The following is a 16,202-nucleotide window of genomic DNA, read 5'->3' as shown; positions in this document are numbered from 1 at the left end:
GGTTCGCCGCTGCGCGGCTGGCCGGGGAGCCCGGGCGCGATCATCGTGGAGACACCGCCAGTGCGAGGAGGTCCGCCGGTGATCCACGAGGTCGACGAGGCGCTGCGCCGGCTGGTGAAGGACGAGGCGCTGCGCGGCAGCGAGGTCGACGTCGCCTTCGACGCGCCCACCAAGGACTGGGCCGCCCGGCGGAACGCGCCGACGGTGAACATCTACCTCTACGACGTGCGCGAGGACATGCGGCGCCGGTCGCGGGGGCTGCTCAACGAGTACGACCAGCGCGGCGAGGTCGCGGCGCGGCACCTGCCGCCCAAGCACGTCAAGCTGTCCTACCTGGTCACCGCCTGGACCCAGCGGCCGGAAGACGAGCACCGCGTGCTGTCGGACCTGCTGCTCGGGCTGCTGCGCCACGAAGCCGTGCCGGCCGAGGTGCTCAGCGGGTCGCTGGCCGAGATGGGGCTGCCGGTGCCGATGACCGTCGCGCTGCCGCCACCGGAGGACCGCGCGTTCGCCGACGTGTGGACCGCGCTGGGCGGCGAACTCAAGCCGTCGCTGGACGTCGTGGTCTCCGCGCCGATCCACAGTGGACGCGTCTACCCGGCCGGGCCGCCCGCCAAGGAAGGCCTCAAGCTCGACACCGGTGACGGCGAGCTCCTCGGGCACCACGTGTCCGCGACCGGGGCCGTCGAAGGGCAGCGCCGGGTCGCGATGGCGCGCACCCACCGGAAGCCGCGGTGAGCCTGGAGTACCTGTTCGAGCGGCTGGCCCGGCTCGAACAGCGCATCCGCGACGCCGTCGACAGCCGTCGCGCGGCCGACCCGAACCCCGACGACCCGTTCCGCGGCCTGTACCTGTCCAACGAGACGATCGATGCGCTGCTGGAAGGGCTCCGCGAGCCGTTCACGCCGTTCACCGACTCCGTCCCGGACGGCAGGCTGCGCCCGCTCGCCGAACGCGCGGGACTCACCGGCGTCGACGTCGAACTGCTGCTGGTCGCCCTCGCCCCCGACCTGGACAGCCGGTTCGAGCAGTTCTACGGCTACCTCAACGACGACGTGACCCGCCGCCGCGCCAGCGCCGGGCTGGCGCTGCGCCTGTGCGGCATCCCCGAGGCGTCGGCGGCCGGGCGCGCCCGGCTCGACGCCGACTCCCCGCTGGTCACCTGCGGCCTGCTCACCGTGGGCGAAGACGAACGGCCGTTCCTCTCGCGCACGCTGCGCGTCCCCGACCGGGTGGTCAACCACCTGCTCGGCGACGACCGGCTCGCGCCCGAGCTCGCCGGCTGCGCGCACCTGGGCACCGAACTCGTCGAAGTGCCGGGCCGGGAGCGGCTCGCCCGCGCGATCCGCGGCCGGGTCGGGCTCGTCTACCTGAAGGAACAGCCCGGTGGCGGGGCCGAGGAACTCGGCGTCGGCGCGCTGGCCGCGGCCGGCTACCCGGCGCTGGTGGTGGACGCGGAGCGCTGGCAGGCCGAACCCGGCCACGCCGAGCTCACCGCCTCGCTGCGGCGGGAGGCGCTGCTGCGCGGCGCCGGGATCGTGCTGGGCCCGGTCGAGGACCCGCGGCTGGAGGCACTCGCGCACCCGGCGATCCCGCTGGTGGCGCACGGCACCGGAGCCTGGGACCCGCGCTGGAGCGCGACGCCGCCGCTGCAGCTCGACGCGCTGCCGCTCTCCGCCGCCGACCGCGCGGAACTCTGGCGCAGCCGCCTCGAGGGCCGGCTCGCCCCGGGCGTCGACCCGGGGGAGGAGACCGCCCACTTCGTGCTGGGACCCGGGCAGATCGCCCGCGCGGCGAAGGCCGCCTCGGTGACCGCGCTGGCCGACGACGGGCTGGTCCGCACGGCCCACGTCCGGGCGGGGGCGCGCAGCCAGAACGCGGCCGGGCTGCAACGGCTCGCGCGGCGGATCGAACCGGTCGTCGGCTGGGCCGACCTGGTGCTGCCGGCGGGCGTGCTGTCCCTGCTGGACGAACTCGCGGCCCGGGCGCGCTACCGCGACCAGGTGCTCGACGACTGGCGGATGCGCCCGGGCGGCGGCCGCGGCCGGGGGGTCACCGGGCTCTTCGCGGGGGACTCGGGGACCGGCAAGACGATGTCCGCCGAGGTGATCGCCTCGTCGCTCGGGCTGGACCTCTACACCGTGAACCTGGCGACCGTGGTCGACAAGTACGTCGGCGAGACGGAGAAGAACCTGGAGCGGATCTTCACCGAGGCGTCCGGGGTCAACGGCGTCCTGCTCTTCGACGAGGCGGACGCGATCTTCGGCAAGCGGTCGGAAGTCCGCGACGCGCACGACCGGTACGCCAACATCGAAAGCGCGTACCTGCTGCAGCGGATGGAGACGTTCGACGGGATCGCGGTGCTGGCCACGAACCTGCGGGCGAACCTCGACGAGGCCTTCACCCGGCGGCTCGACGTCATCGTCGACTTCCCCCTGCCGGACGTCGAACTCCGCCACCGGCTGTGGGACCGCTGCCTGGGCGTCCGGATGCCGCGCGGGGCGGACCTGGACCTGGGCTTCCTCGCCGAGGCGTTCGAACTGGCGGGCGGCCACATCCGTTCGGCCGCGGTCACCGGCGCGTACCTGGCCGCCGAGGCGGGCCGCCCGGTGGCGATGAGCGACCTGGTCGGCGCGGTCGCGCGGGAGTACCGCAAGCTGGGCCGGCTCTGCCTCGACCGGGAGTTCGGGCCCTACCTGGCGATGGTGACGGACGGCTGAGCTGCCCGGAGGGGCAGGTTTCGCTGCCCTTCCGGACGGGCCCGCCAGTCTGGCGCGCGGCGCGGCGGCGGGGCAAGCTTTACGGGCGGCGGAGGGAGCTGTCATGCGCGGGCACAGTCACGAAAACGACCTCGAACCGGCCCTGCGGCCGAAGGGCGACCGCATCGAGCGGGACGACCACGACCTGCTGGGCCGGGCGGCCGCGGCCGGCCGCACCGACGTCCTGGGTCCGGCGGGCATGCTGGGCTTGCAGCGCGCGGCGGGCAACGCGGGGACGGCTTCGCTGGTGGAGGAGGACCGCTCCCCGGTCCACGACGTGGTCGGTTCGGGTGGCGGAACGCCGCTGGACACCTCGACCCGCGTGGACATGGAGTCCCGCTTCGGCCACGACTTCGGCGACGTCCGGGTCCACACGGACGGGGCGGCGCACGACTCGGCGAAGTCGGTGAACGCGCAGGCGTACACGGTGGGGTCCAACATCGTGTTCCAGCGCGACAAGTACGACCCTTCGTCCGATTCCGGCAAGCACATGCTGGCGCACGAGCTGACGCACGTGGTGCAGCAGCGGAGCGGGCCGGTGGACGGGACGGACGCCGGGGGCGGGGTGAAGGTGTCGGATCCTTCGGACCGCTTCGAGCGCGAAGCCGTGGCGAACGCGGACCGGCTGATGTCTTCGCCGGCTCCGGCCGGGCCCGCGGTGCAGCGTTGCGAGGACGGCGGCCACGCTGCGCATTCGGAGGATTCCGCGGCCGTTCAGCGGGAGGAAGCGCCGGAGGCCGAGGAAGGCGAAGAAAAGATGGCGCAGACCTTCGTGCAGCGTGAGGAAGAGGCCGAAGAAGAGGCCTGATCGGCTGCGCCGTCCGAGAACGCCCGGCCGGGATCACTCTTTCCCGTCGGGGCCGGTGAAGCCCGGGATCTCCACGTCCTTGCGGTACCGCTCGGCCGCGCCCGTGTCGGCGTCCTTGGACCCCTTCTTGCTGTTGCACGACCCGCACAGGACCTCGAGGTTGCCCGGGTCCGCGTAGAACTGGGAGCGGTCGGTCTGGCTCTTCTCCCGGCCCTGGGTGTTCCAGTGCCCGGCCACGGACTTCCGGTGGTCCAGCGCGTAGTTGTCGGCGTTGTTCGGCTTGACGCGGGCGGCGACGTGCGGGGCGATGCCGAGGAACGGGACACCCGGGCAGGTGAACGTCCGCCCGTCGGGCCGCATCACCGCGGCGATCTTGGCGGCGTCGTGGCCGCTGTACTTGTGGGAACCGCCGTAGAAGACCGCGCGGACGTCGTGGTACTCGGGCCGCAGCGTCTTGCCGTCGATCGTGTACTGCGTCTGGCTCGCGCCGCCTTCGGCCGGGGCGAGTTCGGGGCCGCCGTTCGGGGTGTTGGCCAGGAACTTGAGCACCGGGAACGCCGGCCGCCCTTCGGAGCTCTTGCTCCGGCCGCCGGCGTTGCGTTCCAGCTCGTACTGGAGCGTCACCCAGCCGTCGGGGCGGACGTCGGTGACCTTGGCGACCCGGTTGGTCGCCTTCACGACGAACCGCTTGCCGAGGTAGACCTTCGCTTCGTCGACCGGGGCCATCGGCCCCAGCGGGAGTTCGCCGGTGTCGTCGGTCGGGTTGACTTCCAGGTGGGTCTTGAACTTGCCGTTGCTCGTGGGCACCAGCGCGATGGTCGTGAGCTGGTAGGTGTCCTTGATCTTCGGCAACGCCGCTTCGACGGTGTGCTGGGTCGCGTTCGGCTTGCGCATCTCGGCGTCGGCCGCCTGCTTCGCCTGGGCCAGCGCCTGCTGCTTCTGGCCGGCGCTGCGCGGGTCCGGAACCCCGCTGCCCTTCTTGCCCTTGAACTTGCTCCAGACCTTCTTGCCCGCCTTGACGATGGTCCCCACGACCGAGTCGATCACCTTGCCGACCGGGGCCTGGACCTTCTCCAGCACCGACTTGATCTTCTCCGAGATCCCGCCCAGCCCCAGCAGGCTGGCCAAGAACCCCAGCACCATCGGCAACGCCTTCGCCAGCGTCCGCTCGATCAGGCCCGCCACCGCACCCGAGCCGCCCCGGGCGATCGACTCCACCGAGTCCAGGACCGAATCCACGAACTCCTTGATCTGCGCGGCCTTGTCCACGAAGAACATCACGATGTCGTAGATCGCCTTGCAGGCCTTGATGAACGCCGCCGCCGGGTTGAGCATCGAAATGATCCAGGTGATGCCCGCCTTGACGATCTTCTCGATCACGAATTCCTTGATCTGGCCGAGCACCATTTCCTTCAGGTCGCCCAGCTTCGCGACGATCCAGCGCCACAGGCCCGGCACGCCCTCGGTGAGCAGGATCTTGACCACGTCGAGGGTCTGCTCCAGCTTCGCCAGCACCGGCTCGGGGATGAACCGCAGGATCCGCGCGCGGACGCTGGCCCAGGTCAGGCCCAGCAGCGACAGGACCATCTTCAGGATGCCCTTGGCGTCCAGCGCCTCCGGGATCTCGATGCCCGCGCTCGCCAGGTTGCCCAGCAGCCACCCCTTCAGGCCCTCCTTGAGGTGCTCGACGATGTTGGCGCCGAAGTTCATCACGCCGGTCTTGACCGCGTTGACCAGGTTGCCGAGGAACTCGATCGGCTTCGCGATGATCAACCCGACCGCGTTCGCGGCCCGCGAAAGCACGCCGAGCAGCATGTCCTTCAGCTTCAGGATCGTCTCGATCGCGCCGCCGACGGCTTCCTTCGCCTTGCTCCACAGGCCCTTGTTCTCCGCCTGCAGCGTCTTGATCTCCTCGTCGACGGCGTTGCGGGCCTCGCCGTACTTCTGGGCCAGGTCTTCGACCAGCGCATCCTGCTTCTCGTCGACGGACTTCTCGAGGTCGTCGAACTGGCCGCCGAACTCCTTCGCCGCCTCGCCGGCGATCTTGCGCAACGCCGGCGACTGGGACGCCACCTTCTGCTGCACGCGGGCGCGGCCGTCGGCGATCAGCTGCTTGGCCTCGCCCAGCTTCTGGCCGACGAAGTCCGCGATGTCGCCGATGACGCCCTGCATCTTCGACTCGTAGACCTTCTTGGCCTCGAGGAAGAGGTTGTTCGCTTCGGCGGGCAGGTCGGCGAAGAGGTCGTACGCCCACCGCGCGGCGCCGGTGATCCCGTCGTAGCGCTCGTCCTTGAAGCGCTTCATGCGCGCCTGGTGGTCGGCGGTGAACGCGGCCTTGGCCTGCGCCTCGCCGGCCTCGAACTTCTTCGCCACCTGGTCGTCGAGCGCGCCCAGCACGCCCTCGACCTTGGTCTTGGTCTCGTCGAAGATCGCCTTGATCTCGCCGGTGATCCGCGCCCGGTCCTGCTCGTCCTTCGACTTCGTGGCCGACTTCGCCGCCTGGCCCCGCTGGGCCGACGACGACCGGGCGCCCGTCATGCCCGCCATCGCCGCCTGCCCGGACGCCTGGGCCGCGCCGGTCACCGCGGCCAGCTGCCCGGCCTCGGACTCGCGGACCGCGGCCGGCGCCGAAGCCGTGTGCTGCTCGCCTTCCCGCTTCGCGGCCAGCGCGCCGGTGAACTCCGGCTCGTTGGACTCGGCCAGCTGCTGGTCGGTGACGCCCGCCTCGGCCATCGCGCCCTGGGTCTCGCACTGGCCTGCCCGCAGATCCGTCTGCTCGGGCGGCGCCTTGTCCGGGGTTGCCTTGCGCGCGTCCGGCGGCGCCAGCACGGGCGCGGCCGGTGGTTCCGGCAGCGGCGTGACCGGCTTTTCCACGGCCCGGCCGGGGTCCGGCGGTTCCTTCGTCCGGTCGGTGACGTCCTTGGCCGAGGCGTCCTTGCCGCTGGTGACCTTGCCCAGCACCTCGGCCTTCACCTGGTCCGCCTTGCCGGAGGTGGCGAACTTGTCGGCCTCGTCGAGGTTTTTCGGCGCCTGCTTGGCGATCGCGGCGTTCACCGCCGCGATGAAGGCCGCCTTGTCGAAGCCGGCCGGTTTCGCCGCGGCCATCTTGTCCGCCTGGGCGGCCTTGGCCTGCGCGTCCTTGTCGTCGGGCGGCGCCACCGCGGCGTCCTGCGCCTTCTTGACCTCCGCGCCGGCGGGCGGGTGCGCCTTCGCCGTCTTGGCCTGGCCGCCGACGTCCTTCTTCAGCGACTGGAACTTCGGGTCGGACGCGGGGGTCACGCCGGGCGGAGCGACCGGGGGAGCGGGACAGCCCTGCCGCTGCAACGCGACCAGGCCCGAAACCGCCGCGTTGCCCGCCGAGGCCTGCAGGCGCAGCAACGCGGGAGGGGTCGCCCGGCGGGCCGGCCGGACCGGCTGGGCGGACTGCCCGGACGGCTCCCGTGGCGCCTTGTCCCGGCCCGTTGGCATGGGTTCAACTGTCGGCCCTGCCGGGCCGGTTGCCAACGACCGGACGGGCGGGCACGGCTGCCCGAACGGGCAGTTGCCTTTAAGGGCAGAGATCGGTTCCCGCGGGCCTAGCCGCACGGTCGTTCCGCGGAGAACGCCCTGGCAGCAGCATCGCCGGGGACAAGACTTGTGCGTCGACAAGGGAGGCACGCATGCCCACCTATCTCACGCCGGGGGTGTACGTCGAGGAGATCGAGGCGGGCGCACGGCCGATCGAGGGCGTGGGCACCGCGGTCGCCGCCTTCGTCGGCTTCGCGGCGGACGGTCCCTTCAACACCCCGACGCTGGTGTCCAACTGGGGCCAGTTCACCCAGACCTTCGGTGACTTCATCGAGGGCTGCTACCTGGCCCAGTCGGTCTACGGCTACTTCCTCAACGGGGGCAGCAACTGCTACATCGTCCGCATCGGCGGGTCGCGCGCCCAGAACAACGGCGCCGCGCCGAAGCAGATCGAGGCCCGCCAGGCCGTGCTCGGCGGCTACCGCTTCGTCGCGAAGGAGCTGCCGGAGGGCAAGCAGGGCGGCGAGATCACCGTCGAGGTGGCCGAACCGACCGGCGACAACCCGGCCGAAGACCGGTTCACCGTGCTGGTCAAGCAGGACGGCAAGGTCGTCGAAACGCACAACGTGACGACCAAGCGCACCAAGGAGAACGTCGTCACCGCGGTGCGGGAGAAGTCCAGCCTCATCACCATCGAAGAGGTCGCCACCGGCGGCGCGGTCACCAAGCCCGACAAGGGCACCGCGGTGCTCTCGGCGCCGCCGAAGGACCCGGAGGCACCCCCGGTCCCGCGCCGGGTCGCGGCGAACGACTACGTCGGTGACGTCGCCGACCGGACCGGGTTCGGCGGCCTGGAAGCCATCGACGAGATCACCATGGTCGCGGCACCGGACCTGATGGCCGCCTACCAGCGCGACCTGATCGACCTCGACACCGTCAAGGCCGTGCAGCTGGCCATGATCGCCCACTGCGAGCTGATGGGCGACCGGATGGCGATCATCGACCCGCCGCCGGCGCTCAACCCGCAGGAAATCCGCAGCTGGCGGATGGACGCGGCCGGGTACGACTCGAAGTACGCCGCGCTGTACTACCCGTGGGTCCAGGTCCTCGACCCCGCCTCGGGCACGAACGCGTTCATCCCGCCGAGCGGTCACATGGCCGGCGTGTGGGCCCGCACCGACGCCACCCGCGGCGTCCACAAGGCCCCGGCCAACGAGGTCGTCCGCGGCGCGCTCGCGCTGGAGACGCACCTGACGAAGGCGGAGCAGGAACTGCTCAACCCGATCGGCGTCAACTGCGTCCGGTCGTTCTCCGGCAAGGGCATCCGGGTCTGGGGCGCGCGGACGCTCTCGAGCGACCCGGCGTGGCGCTACCTGAACGTCCGGCGGCTGTTCAACTACCTCGAGGAGTCGATCCTCGGCGGCACCCAGTGGGTCGTGTTCGAGCCGAACGACGACGCGCTGTGGGCGCGGATCCGGCGCACGATCAGCGCGTTCCTGGTGATGGAGTGGCGCAAGGGCGCGTTGTTCGGGCTCACCCCGGACGAGGCCTTCTTCGTCAAGTGCGACCGCGAGACCAACCCGGCCGAGGGGATCGACCTCGGCCAGGTCATCTGCGAAGTCGGCATCGCCCCGGTGAAACCGGCGGAGTTCGTGATCTTCCGGCTGGCCCAGATGTCCGGCGGCACCAGCCTCGTCAACGAGTGATCCATCCATGCCCCCGCCACCACCCTCAATCGAGGCGCTGCGCGCCACAGTGTTGATGAAAGGGCTTCGCAATGGCACTTCCCGATCTTGACAAGGCGGTAGGCCACTCCTTCGGGCTCGAGATCGACGGCGTCCAGATCAAGCAGATCTCCGAGGTCTCCGGCCTCAAGATGGAGCAGGACGTCATCGAGCTCAAGCAGAACACCGCCGACGGCAAGTACGTCATCAAGAAGCTCCCCGGCCGCCCCAAGGCCGGTGAGGTCACGCTGACCCGCGGCCTGACCGAGGACAACAGCTTCGAGAAGTGGGTCAAGGACGCGCACTTCGGCAAGATGGCGACGGCCCGCAAGGGCGGCGCGATCATCGTCTACGACTACGAAGGCACCGCGCTCAAGCGCTACAAGCTCACCAACGCGTGGCCGAAGAGCCTGGAGATCGGCTCGCTGAAGGCCGGCGACACGAGCGTGCTCACCGAGAAGCTCGTCATCACCTACGAGCAGATGGAAGTCGAGTGAGCCGATGCGCAGGGTGATGGCGTCGGCCCCGGTCGAGGAAGCCCCCGCCGCGCCGGCGGGGGAGCCCCGGGCGGAACGGCCGAAGCTGCGGACGGAGTTCGCGTTCGAGCTCCCGCGCGGGTACGTCGACGACGAGGGCAAGGTGCACCACTCCGGCGTGATGCGCCTGGCCACCGCGCGCGACGAGCTGATCCCGCTGCGGGACGACCGGGTGCGCGAGAACTCGGCGTTCCTCACGGTGGTGCTGCTGGCCCGGGTGGTCACCCGGATCGGCGACATCACCGACGTACACGCCGGGGTCATCGAGAACCTGTTCGCCTCCGACCTGGCGTTCCTGCAGGACATGTACCGCCGGGTCAACAGCGAGGGCCACACCCGGGCGGGTGTCGCCTGCCCCGAGTGCGGCCACAGCTTCGTCGTGGACGTCGCCGGTGGCCGCCTGGGGGAATCGTGACGTACGCGGCCGACCGGCTGCACGAGGAAGTCGCGTACGTGGCCTACCACCTCCACTGGTCCCTCGACGACATCCTCGACCTCGAACACCCCGACCGGTTGACCTACGTCGCCGAGATCGCCCGGATCAACACCCGGATGAGCCAGGGACGGTGACGCACGATGTGGTTTCGCCGGAAGGAGGCAGGGCCGCCGCCCGTGCTTGCGCCTGAGCCGGCCGCGCTGCCGGTGAAGCGCGCCGAGTGGCGGAGCGTGGCGCCGATCCAGCGCGTCCTGGCCGAGCACCCGCTGGTCAACCCGGTGCAGCGGTTCAGCTCGACGCTGTCGTCCTGGCAGAGTCCGGGCTACCTCGAGCCGCTCGGTCACCGGGTCGGCCCGGCGGAACCCGCCGGCGTCATCGGCGATCTGGTGCGTCCCGCCCAGACGCCCCTGCCGCTGGTGGAGCCGCCGTCCCGGCTTCGCGGCGCTTCGGTGCAGCGGGCCGCCGGCGGCGGGCAGGCCGGGGAACCGGTGGACTTGCCGCTGGTGCTGCCGGTCGTCGCCGCGCGCGAGGCCGTGCCGCCGCTGACGTCCGCGGCGGCCGAGAGCGGGCCGCCGGTGCGGACCCTCCAGGCGATCGCCGAGCCGTCCCCTGTGGACACTCCGGCGGCCGACGTCACCCCGGTGGTCCCGGTGGCGGCGCCGGAACCGCCGGCACCCGAACCGGCACCGGCCGAGCCGGCGCGGCTCGAGTTGCCGCTCGTCGAGCGGACCGAGCAGGCGGTGCCACGGCGGCTGGGACTCGGCGCGCCGATGCTGCCGGAGTCCGGTGCGCTTCCGGTGTCGCGCCTGGCGGACGACGTTGCGCCGTTCTCGCCTCCACCTGAGCCGGTGTCGCGGACGACCGGTTCGCCGCCGGTGAACACGTTCCGCCCAGTCGAGACCACGGAGCCGCCCGGGACACCGGGCGGCTCGACGAGCGTTTCCCCGCCGTTGCGCAGCGAGAACCCGGGGGCGCCGCTCCCGGTTTCGCGAGCGGTCGACGGCTCAGCCGGCTCGGAGGCGGGGGGTGCTTCGGTTCCGGTGCTGGGAGCCGGTGGATCGGCGGGGCTTCCGCCGGCGGAGCCGATGCTTCAGGTGCCGAGTGCGACCGAGGCGCTTCCCGTCGTCCCGACGGCTCAGGAGTCAACGCTGCCGGTGTCCCGCGCGGTTGAGACGGCGGCGCAGGATTCGTCACCGCTGGTGTCGCAGGCGGCTGAGACCTCGCGACCGGCTGCCGAGCCGCCGCCACCGATGGGATCGGCGACGCACGGGCCGTTGCTGCCGGTGGCGCGGGCGGTCGAAACTTCGGCGCTGACGGTGGAACCAGCGGGGCACGGGCCGTCGCTGCCGGTGTCGCGAGCGATCGAACCCTCGGCGTTGCCGGTGGGACCCGCGGCGCAGGCCTCTGGGGCGGCCGAACTGCCGGTGGCGCCGACAGTGCAGGATTCCTCGCTGCTGGTGTCCCGGGCGGCCGCGGTTCAGGAGCCGATGGCGCGAGCGGCCGGGACCTCGACGCTTTCGTTGCCGGGCGCGGAGGGCACTTCGGCACTTTCCGGGGCACCCGGGGCCGATGAGTCGCCGGTTTCTCGGGTGGTCGAGTCCCCGACACTCGCTGCCGCGTCCGCTACACCGGGACCGCCGCTTCCGGTGCTGCGGGCTGTCGAGACATCGGGGCGCCCGGTTGCGTCGGAGCCGCCGCTTCCGGTGTTGCGGGCGACTGAGACCTCGGTGCTCTCCGTGGCACGAGCGGCCGAGGAACCACCGTTTGCGGTGACACGCGGTCTCGAGCTCCCGGCAACCCGGGCGAGCGAAGGTTCCCTGCTTCCGGTGGCCCGGGCAGCCGAGGATGCCCCTGCCGCGACGGCAGAAACGACACAGAGTGCCCCGCTGACGGTTGCGCGCGCCATCGAAGGGCCGCTCCCGGCGGCCGGGGCGCTCGAAGGCGCGGCGAGCCCGATGGCGGGAGCCGCGGTGCCGCTGCTCCCGGTGGCACGAGCGATCGAAACCCCGGGCCTCGCTGTGGCTCGCGCGGCTGAAGGCTCGGCAACCCCGCTGCCGGGAGCTGCCGCACCTCCGCTTCCGGTGGCGCGGGCCGTCGACGGGTCGGCGCCGGTAACCGGGGCCGCCGTGTCGCCGCTTCCGGTTGCGCGGGCTGCCGATGGATTGGCACCGGTGACCGGGCCCGCCGCACCGCCGCTTCCCGTGTCACGGGCCTTCGATGGGTCAGCGGCGGTGACCGGACCCGCCGTGTCGCCGCTTCCGGTGGCGCGGGTCGTCGATGGATCGGCGCCGGTGACCGGGGCCGCGCAGCCGCTGCTTTCGGTGGGGCGGCTCGCGGATGGATCGGCGCCGGTGACCGGGGCCGCGCAGCCGCTGCTTTCGGTGGGGCGGCTCGCGGATGGATCGGCGCCGATGACGGGGGCCGCGCAACCGCTGCTCTCGGTGGCGCGGTCCACCGATGGATCGTCGACCGGGACCGCCGGGGCACCGCTCTCGGTGGCGGGAGCTGTCGATGGGTCAGCGCCCTTGGCTGGAGCCGCCGCACCGCCGCTTCCGGTCGCGCGGGCCGTCGATGGATCGGCGCCGATGACGGGGGCCGCACAGCCGCTGCTCTCGGTGGGGCGGCTCGCCGATGGATCGTCGACCGGGACCGCACTGCCGCCGCTCTCGGTGGCGAGGGCCGTCGATGGCATGGCCTCCGTGACCGGAGCCGCGGCACCGCCTCTCCTGGTCGCACGAGCGATCGAAACCCCCGCCCTGCCCGTCGCTCGCCCCGCCGATACCCCGGCACCCCACGCCGACCTCGCGTTCCGCACGAGCGAAACCCTGCCCGTCGCGAGGATTGCCGAGCCGGTCCGACCGTCCACACCGGACCCGCCACCGCCTCCCGCGCCGGTCGTCCAGCGCGAGCCGGAACCGCCGGCCGCACCCGTACCCGATCCGGCGCCCGCGCCTGCGCCGGTTCCGCACCAGCAGCCGCCGGAAACCGAAGAGCTCGTCAAGAAACTGTTCGATCCGCTGCTGCGGCGGCTCAAGACCGAACTCCGTCTCGACCGTGAGCGCCGGGGCGCGCTCACCGATCGCCCGCACTGAAGGAGGAGCCGACGATGCCGGACACCGAAGAGGCCGTTGCCGTGTGCTATGTCGTCAAGCTGGACGACAAGAACCTCGGCAACCTCGGCGCATTCTCCAGCTGTGACGGGCTCGGCTGCGAATTCGTCATGGAACAGCGGGAAGAGGGCGGCAACAACGGCATGGTCTGGCAGCTGCCGACCCGGATCAAGTACTCGAACATCAAGCTCTCGCGCCCGGTCACCGAGGCCAGCTCGCAGATCACCAAGTGGTTCGCCAGCCTGGCCGGCGGGATCGAACGCAAGACCGCCACCATCGAGGCGCGCACCCTCGAAGGCAAGGTGATCGCCAGCTGGGCCCTCGAAGGCGTCGTCCCGGTGCGGTGGAGCGGGCCGCAGCTCTCGCCCGACTCGCCGAAGGTCGCCACCGAGACCCTCGAACTGGCCCACCACGGCTTCCTCAGCCCGGCGAAGAAAGGCTGACCGATGCCCTCGCCCGTCACCTTCACCTCGGCCGGCTCCCAGTCCACGGCGGCCTACAGTTCAGGCGCGCCCAGCAACCTCCAGCGCGCGGTGCTGAAAGTCCACAAGCCGCCCCAGTCCGGCGGGACCGGGCAGCCGCCCGGCGACTGGATGTTCGACATCGAGTTCCAGTTCAACCCCAAGGAATTCTCGGTCAGCAAGAACGCCAAATGGGGCCGGGACGCCCAGCCCAACGCCAAGAAGAGCGCGCCGCCGCAGTTCAAGGGGTCCGATCCGGCGAAGCTCTCGCTGGAGATGTTCATCGACGCCACCGACAAGATGAACGACGCCGTCGTCAAGAAGGTCGAGCAGCTGTTCACCTGCTGCGTGGCCACCGAGGACAGCCGTCAGCACAAGAAGCCCTCGCCGCCGTGGGTGATCTTCAAGTGGGGCGGGATGACCGGCTTCCCCGCCTACGTCGCCAGTGTCACGGCGAAGTACACGCTGTTCACGCCGGCGGGGACGCCGGTGCGCGCGATCTGCACGGTGAACCTCGAGGAGATCTCGGGCGAGCTGGGGGGCCAGAACCCGACGTCCGGCGCGCTCGCCGCCCGGGACACGCACGTGCTCGTCGCCGGGGACTCCCTGCCCTCGGTGGCGTTCCGCGCCTACGGCGACGCCGGGAGGTGGCGCGAGATCGCCGACGCCAACGACATCGACGACCCGATGCGGCTGCGGCCCGGCACCCGGCTCCTGGTGCCGGCGCTGGAGGAGCTCGATGGCTAACGAAACCTTCACGAACACCCTCGTGGTCGAGGTCGAAGGCACCGCGCTGCCCGACGACGTCCGGGTGATGCTCGGCTACGCCTACGTCGACGACAGCCGGAACCTGCCGGACACCTTCGTGCTGCGCTTCCGCGACCCCGGTGCCGTCGTGCTGGAGAAGGGCAAGTTCAAGGTCGGGGCGAAGATCAAGCTCAAGGTCCAGACGTCCGACCCCGAGGGCCCGCAGGACCTGCTTTCGGGCGAGGTCACCGCGGTCGCCGTCGACCTGGACCCGCACGGCACGTTCACCGAGGTCCGCGGGTACGACCACGCGCACCGGCTGTTCCGCGGCCGCCGGGTCGCGGCGTACCCGAACATGACGATCGCCGACGTCGTGCGCAAGGTCGCCCGGCGCGCGAACCTGCCGGCCGGGAAGATCGACGACGTCAAGGGCGTCGGCGGCCGGCCGAACGCCCAGCTGAGCCAGGACAACGTCAGCGACTGGGAGTTCCTGTCCCGGCTGGCCGACGTGGTGGGCGCGCAGATCGCCGTCCGGGACGGGAAGCTGAACTTCGAGCTCCCGGAGAAGCCGTCCGGCGCACCCTCGCCGACCACCAAGGCGACCGCCGACCCGCTGGTCCTCGAGGCCCACGGGACGCTGCTCAGCCTGCGCGCCAGCGTCACCGCGGCCGAGCAGGTCCCCGAGGTGCGGGTCAACGGCTGGGACTACGAGAACAAGCAGCCGATCACCGCCACCGCGACCCCGAAGAACGCGGGCACGGACGTGCCGGGCGTGGACCCGGTCGCGCTGGCGGGCAAGTTCGCGAGCCCGCCCTTCCTCGACGCCGCCGCGCCCCGGCGCACCCAGGGCGAGGCGGACGCGACCGCCAAGGCGCTGGCCGACCGGTTCGGCAGTGCCTGCACCGAGCTCGACGGCGTCGCGAAGGGCAACCCGAAGCTGCGTGCGGGCGCCGCCGTCACGCTCACCGGCGTCGGCCAGCCCTTCTCGGGCAAGTACACGCTGACCAGCACCCGCCACCTGTTCAACGACGAAGTCGGCTACACCACCGAGTTCGCCGTGTCGGGGCGCCAGGAACGCTCGCTGTACGGCTTGGTCGCGGGCGGGGCGAAGCCCTCGTCGTGGCCGGGTGTCGTCCCCGCGCAGGTGACCGACCTCAAGGACCCGGCGAAACTCGGCCGCGTCAAGCTCACGTTCCCGTGGCTGGACAAGGAGTTCACGAGCACCTGGGCGCGCACGGTCCAGCCGGGGGCGGGCAAGGACCGCGGCGCGCTGGTGCTGCCCGAAGTCGGGGACGAGGTCCTGGTGGGCTTCGAACACGGCGACTTCGAAGCGCCCTACGTGCTCGGCGGCCTCTACAACAGCAAGGACACCGCGCCGTCGAAGTTCACCAAGGCGGTCGTCGACGGCAACAGCGGGGAGGTGGCGTTGCGCGGGTTCGTCTCGCGGAAGGGCCACAAGCTCGAATTCGCCGAGGACGACGGGATCATCCTGTCCTCCGGGGACGCGAAGTTCGTGGTCAAGATCGACCAGAAGAACCAGGTCATCGAGGTGACCAGCGGCAAGAGCGTCACGGTCAAGGCGCAGAACGGCGTGAGCATCGACGCGGGCAGCGGGCCGCTGGAGCTCAAGGGCCAGAAGGTGTCCGTGAAGTCCCAGACCGACGCCAGCATCGAGGCGAGCAGCCAGCTGAAGCTGAACGGGACGGCGGGTGTGAAGGTCGAGGGCGCCACCGTTTCGGTCGCCGGCCAGGGCCAGACGGAGCTGACCGCCAGCGGTGTCGTCACCGTGCGCGGCAGCGTGGTCAAGATCAACTGACGGGGGAGCGACATGCCACCAGCCGCGAGGGTCGGCGACCCGACCGGGCACCCGGGCGTCATCGCCGGGCCCGGGGTGCCGACCGTGCTGATCGGCGGGCTGCCCGCCGCGAACGTCGGGACGCTGCACACGTGCTCGTTCCCGCCGCCCGCGGTGCACCCGCCGACGCCGATCGCGCCGCCGGGCTGCCCGACGGTGCTGATCGGCGGCATGCCGGCGGCCCGGATGGGGGACATGGCCACCTGCGGCGCCCCGATCGTCATGGGCTGCCCGACCGTCCTGATCGGAGGCTGATGTG

General features: G+C 71.6%; 14 protein-coding genes. 12 read left to right on the top strand and 2 right to left on the bottom strand.

Features of this window, described 5'->3' with window-relative positions; translation table 11 throughout:
- Window positions 1-78: 78 nt before the first annotated feature.
- The 3 genes from ISP_RS25250 (at window position 79) to ISP_RS25240 (ending at window position 3,567) form a co-directional block, all read left to right on the top strand.
- Window positions 79-738, top strand: coding sequence for a Pvc16 family protein (locus ISP_RS25250; protein WP_013226677.1), 660 nt, complete (start codon window positions 79-81; stop codon window positions 736-738).
- Window positions 735-2,720, top strand: a complete 1,986-nt coding sequence (locus ISP_RS25245) for an ATP-binding protein (protein WP_013226676.1) — start codon at window positions 735-737, stop codon at window positions 2,718-2,720. The genes ISP_RS25250 and ISP_RS25245 overlap by 4 nt, the downstream gene beginning before the upstream one ends.
- 103 nt (window positions 2,721-2,823) lie before the next feature.
- Entirely contained in the window at window positions 2,824-3,567 is a 744-nt protein-coding gene (locus ISP_RS25240; protein ID WP_013226675.1) for an eCIS core domain-containing protein, read from the top strand.
- Window positions 3,568-3,600: 33 nt separating this feature from the next.
- Here the strand turns inward: ISP_RS25240 and ISP_RS25235 are convergent, their stop codons facing one another.
- The gene (locus ISP_RS25235; protein ID WP_230468344.1) at window positions 3,601-7,035 is read right to left on the bottom strand and encodes a phage tail protein; all 3,435 of its coding nucleotides are present in this window, start codon (window positions 7,033-7,035) and stop codon (window positions 3,601-3,603) included.
- Between the two features lie 191 nt (window positions 7,036-7,226).
- Between ISP_RS25235 and ISP_RS25230 the strand changes: the two genes are divergently transcribed.
- The 4 genes from ISP_RS25230 (at window position 7,227) to ISP_RS25215 (ending at window position 9,904) form a co-directional block, all read left to right on the top strand.
- A complete protein-coding gene (locus ISP_RS25230) occupies window positions 7,227-8,780 on the top strand; it encodes a phage tail sheath family protein (protein WP_013226673.1) in 1,554 nt (517 codons plus the stop codon).
- Between the two features lie 71 nt (window positions 8,781-8,851).
- Window positions 8,852-9,295: a phage tail protein gene (locus ISP_RS25225; protein ID WP_013226672.1), complete on the top strand. Its 444-nt coding sequence runs from the start codon at window positions 8,852-8,854 to the stop codon at window positions 9,293-9,295.
- 4 nt (window positions 9,296-9,299) lie between these two features.
- Window positions 9,300-9,749: a hypothetical protein gene (locus ISP_RS25220; protein ID WP_013226671.1), complete on the top strand. Its 450-nt coding sequence runs from the start codon at window positions 9,300-9,302 to the stop codon at window positions 9,747-9,749.
- The gene (locus ISP_RS25215; protein WP_003098516.1) at window positions 9,746-9,904 is read left to right on the top strand and encodes a DUF6760 family protein; all 159 of its coding nucleotides are present in this window, start codon (window positions 9,746-9,748) and stop codon (window positions 9,902-9,904) included. The genes ISP_RS25220 and ISP_RS25215 overlap by 4 nt, the downstream gene beginning before the upstream one ends.
- Window positions 9,905-10,110: 206 nt before the next feature.
- Here ISP_RS25215 and ISP_RS25210 read toward each other — a convergent pair whose 3' ends face one another.
- Window positions 10,111-10,407, bottom strand: coding sequence for a hypothetical protein (locus tag ISP_RS25210; protein ID WP_230468343.1), 297 nt, complete (start codon window positions 10,405-10,407; stop codon window positions 10,111-10,113).
- 13 nt (window positions 10,408-10,420) lie between these two features.
- On the opposite strand from ISP_RS25210, the gene ISP_RS25205 reads away from it, so the two are divergent.
- From ISP_RS25205 to ISP_RS25185, 5 genes are read left to right on the top strand one after another with little or no spacing between them, the layout of a single operon-like run.
- On the top strand, window positions 10,421-12,862 hold the full coding sequence (locus tag ISP_RS25205; RefSeq protein ID WP_230468342.1) for a hypothetical protein: 2,442 nt from the start codon (window positions 10,421-10,423) through the stop codon (window positions 12,860-12,862).
- Window positions 12,863-12,876: 14 nt separating this feature from the next.
- Entirely contained in the window at window positions 12,877-13,323 is a 447-nt protein-coding gene (locus ISP_RS25200; RefSeq protein ID WP_013226669.1) for a phage tail protein, read from the top strand.
- Between the two features lie 3 nt (window positions 13,324-13,326).
- On the top strand, window positions 13,327-14,088 hold the full coding sequence (locus tag ISP_RS25195; protein ID WP_013226668.1) for a CIS tube protein: 762 nt from the start codon (window positions 13,327-13,329) through the stop codon (window positions 14,086-14,088).
- A complete protein-coding gene (locus ISP_RS25190; RefSeq protein WP_013226667.1) occupies window positions 14,081-15,904 on the top strand; it encodes a VgrG-related protein in 1,824 nt (607 codons plus the stop codon). The genes ISP_RS25195 and ISP_RS25190 overlap by 8 nt, the downstream gene beginning before the upstream one ends.
- Before the next feature lie 12 nt (window positions 15,905-15,916).
- The gene (locus ISP_RS25185) at window positions 15,917-16,198 is read left to right on the top strand and encodes a PAAR domain-containing protein (RefSeq protein ID WP_013226666.1); all 282 of its coding nucleotides are present in this window, start codon (window positions 15,917-15,919) and stop codon (window positions 16,196-16,198) included.
- Window positions 16,199-16,202 lie beyond the last annotated feature (4 nt).

The sequence above is a fragment of the Amycolatopsis mediterranei genome (assembly GCF_026017845.1).
GTDB classification, from domain to species: domain Bacteria; phylum Actinomycetota; class Actinomycetes; order Mycobacteriales; family Pseudonocardiaceae; genus Amycolatopsis; species Amycolatopsis mediterranei.
Note: the sequence above shows the minus strand (reverse complement) of the source record. Positions and strands in the feature narration are given on the sequence as shown.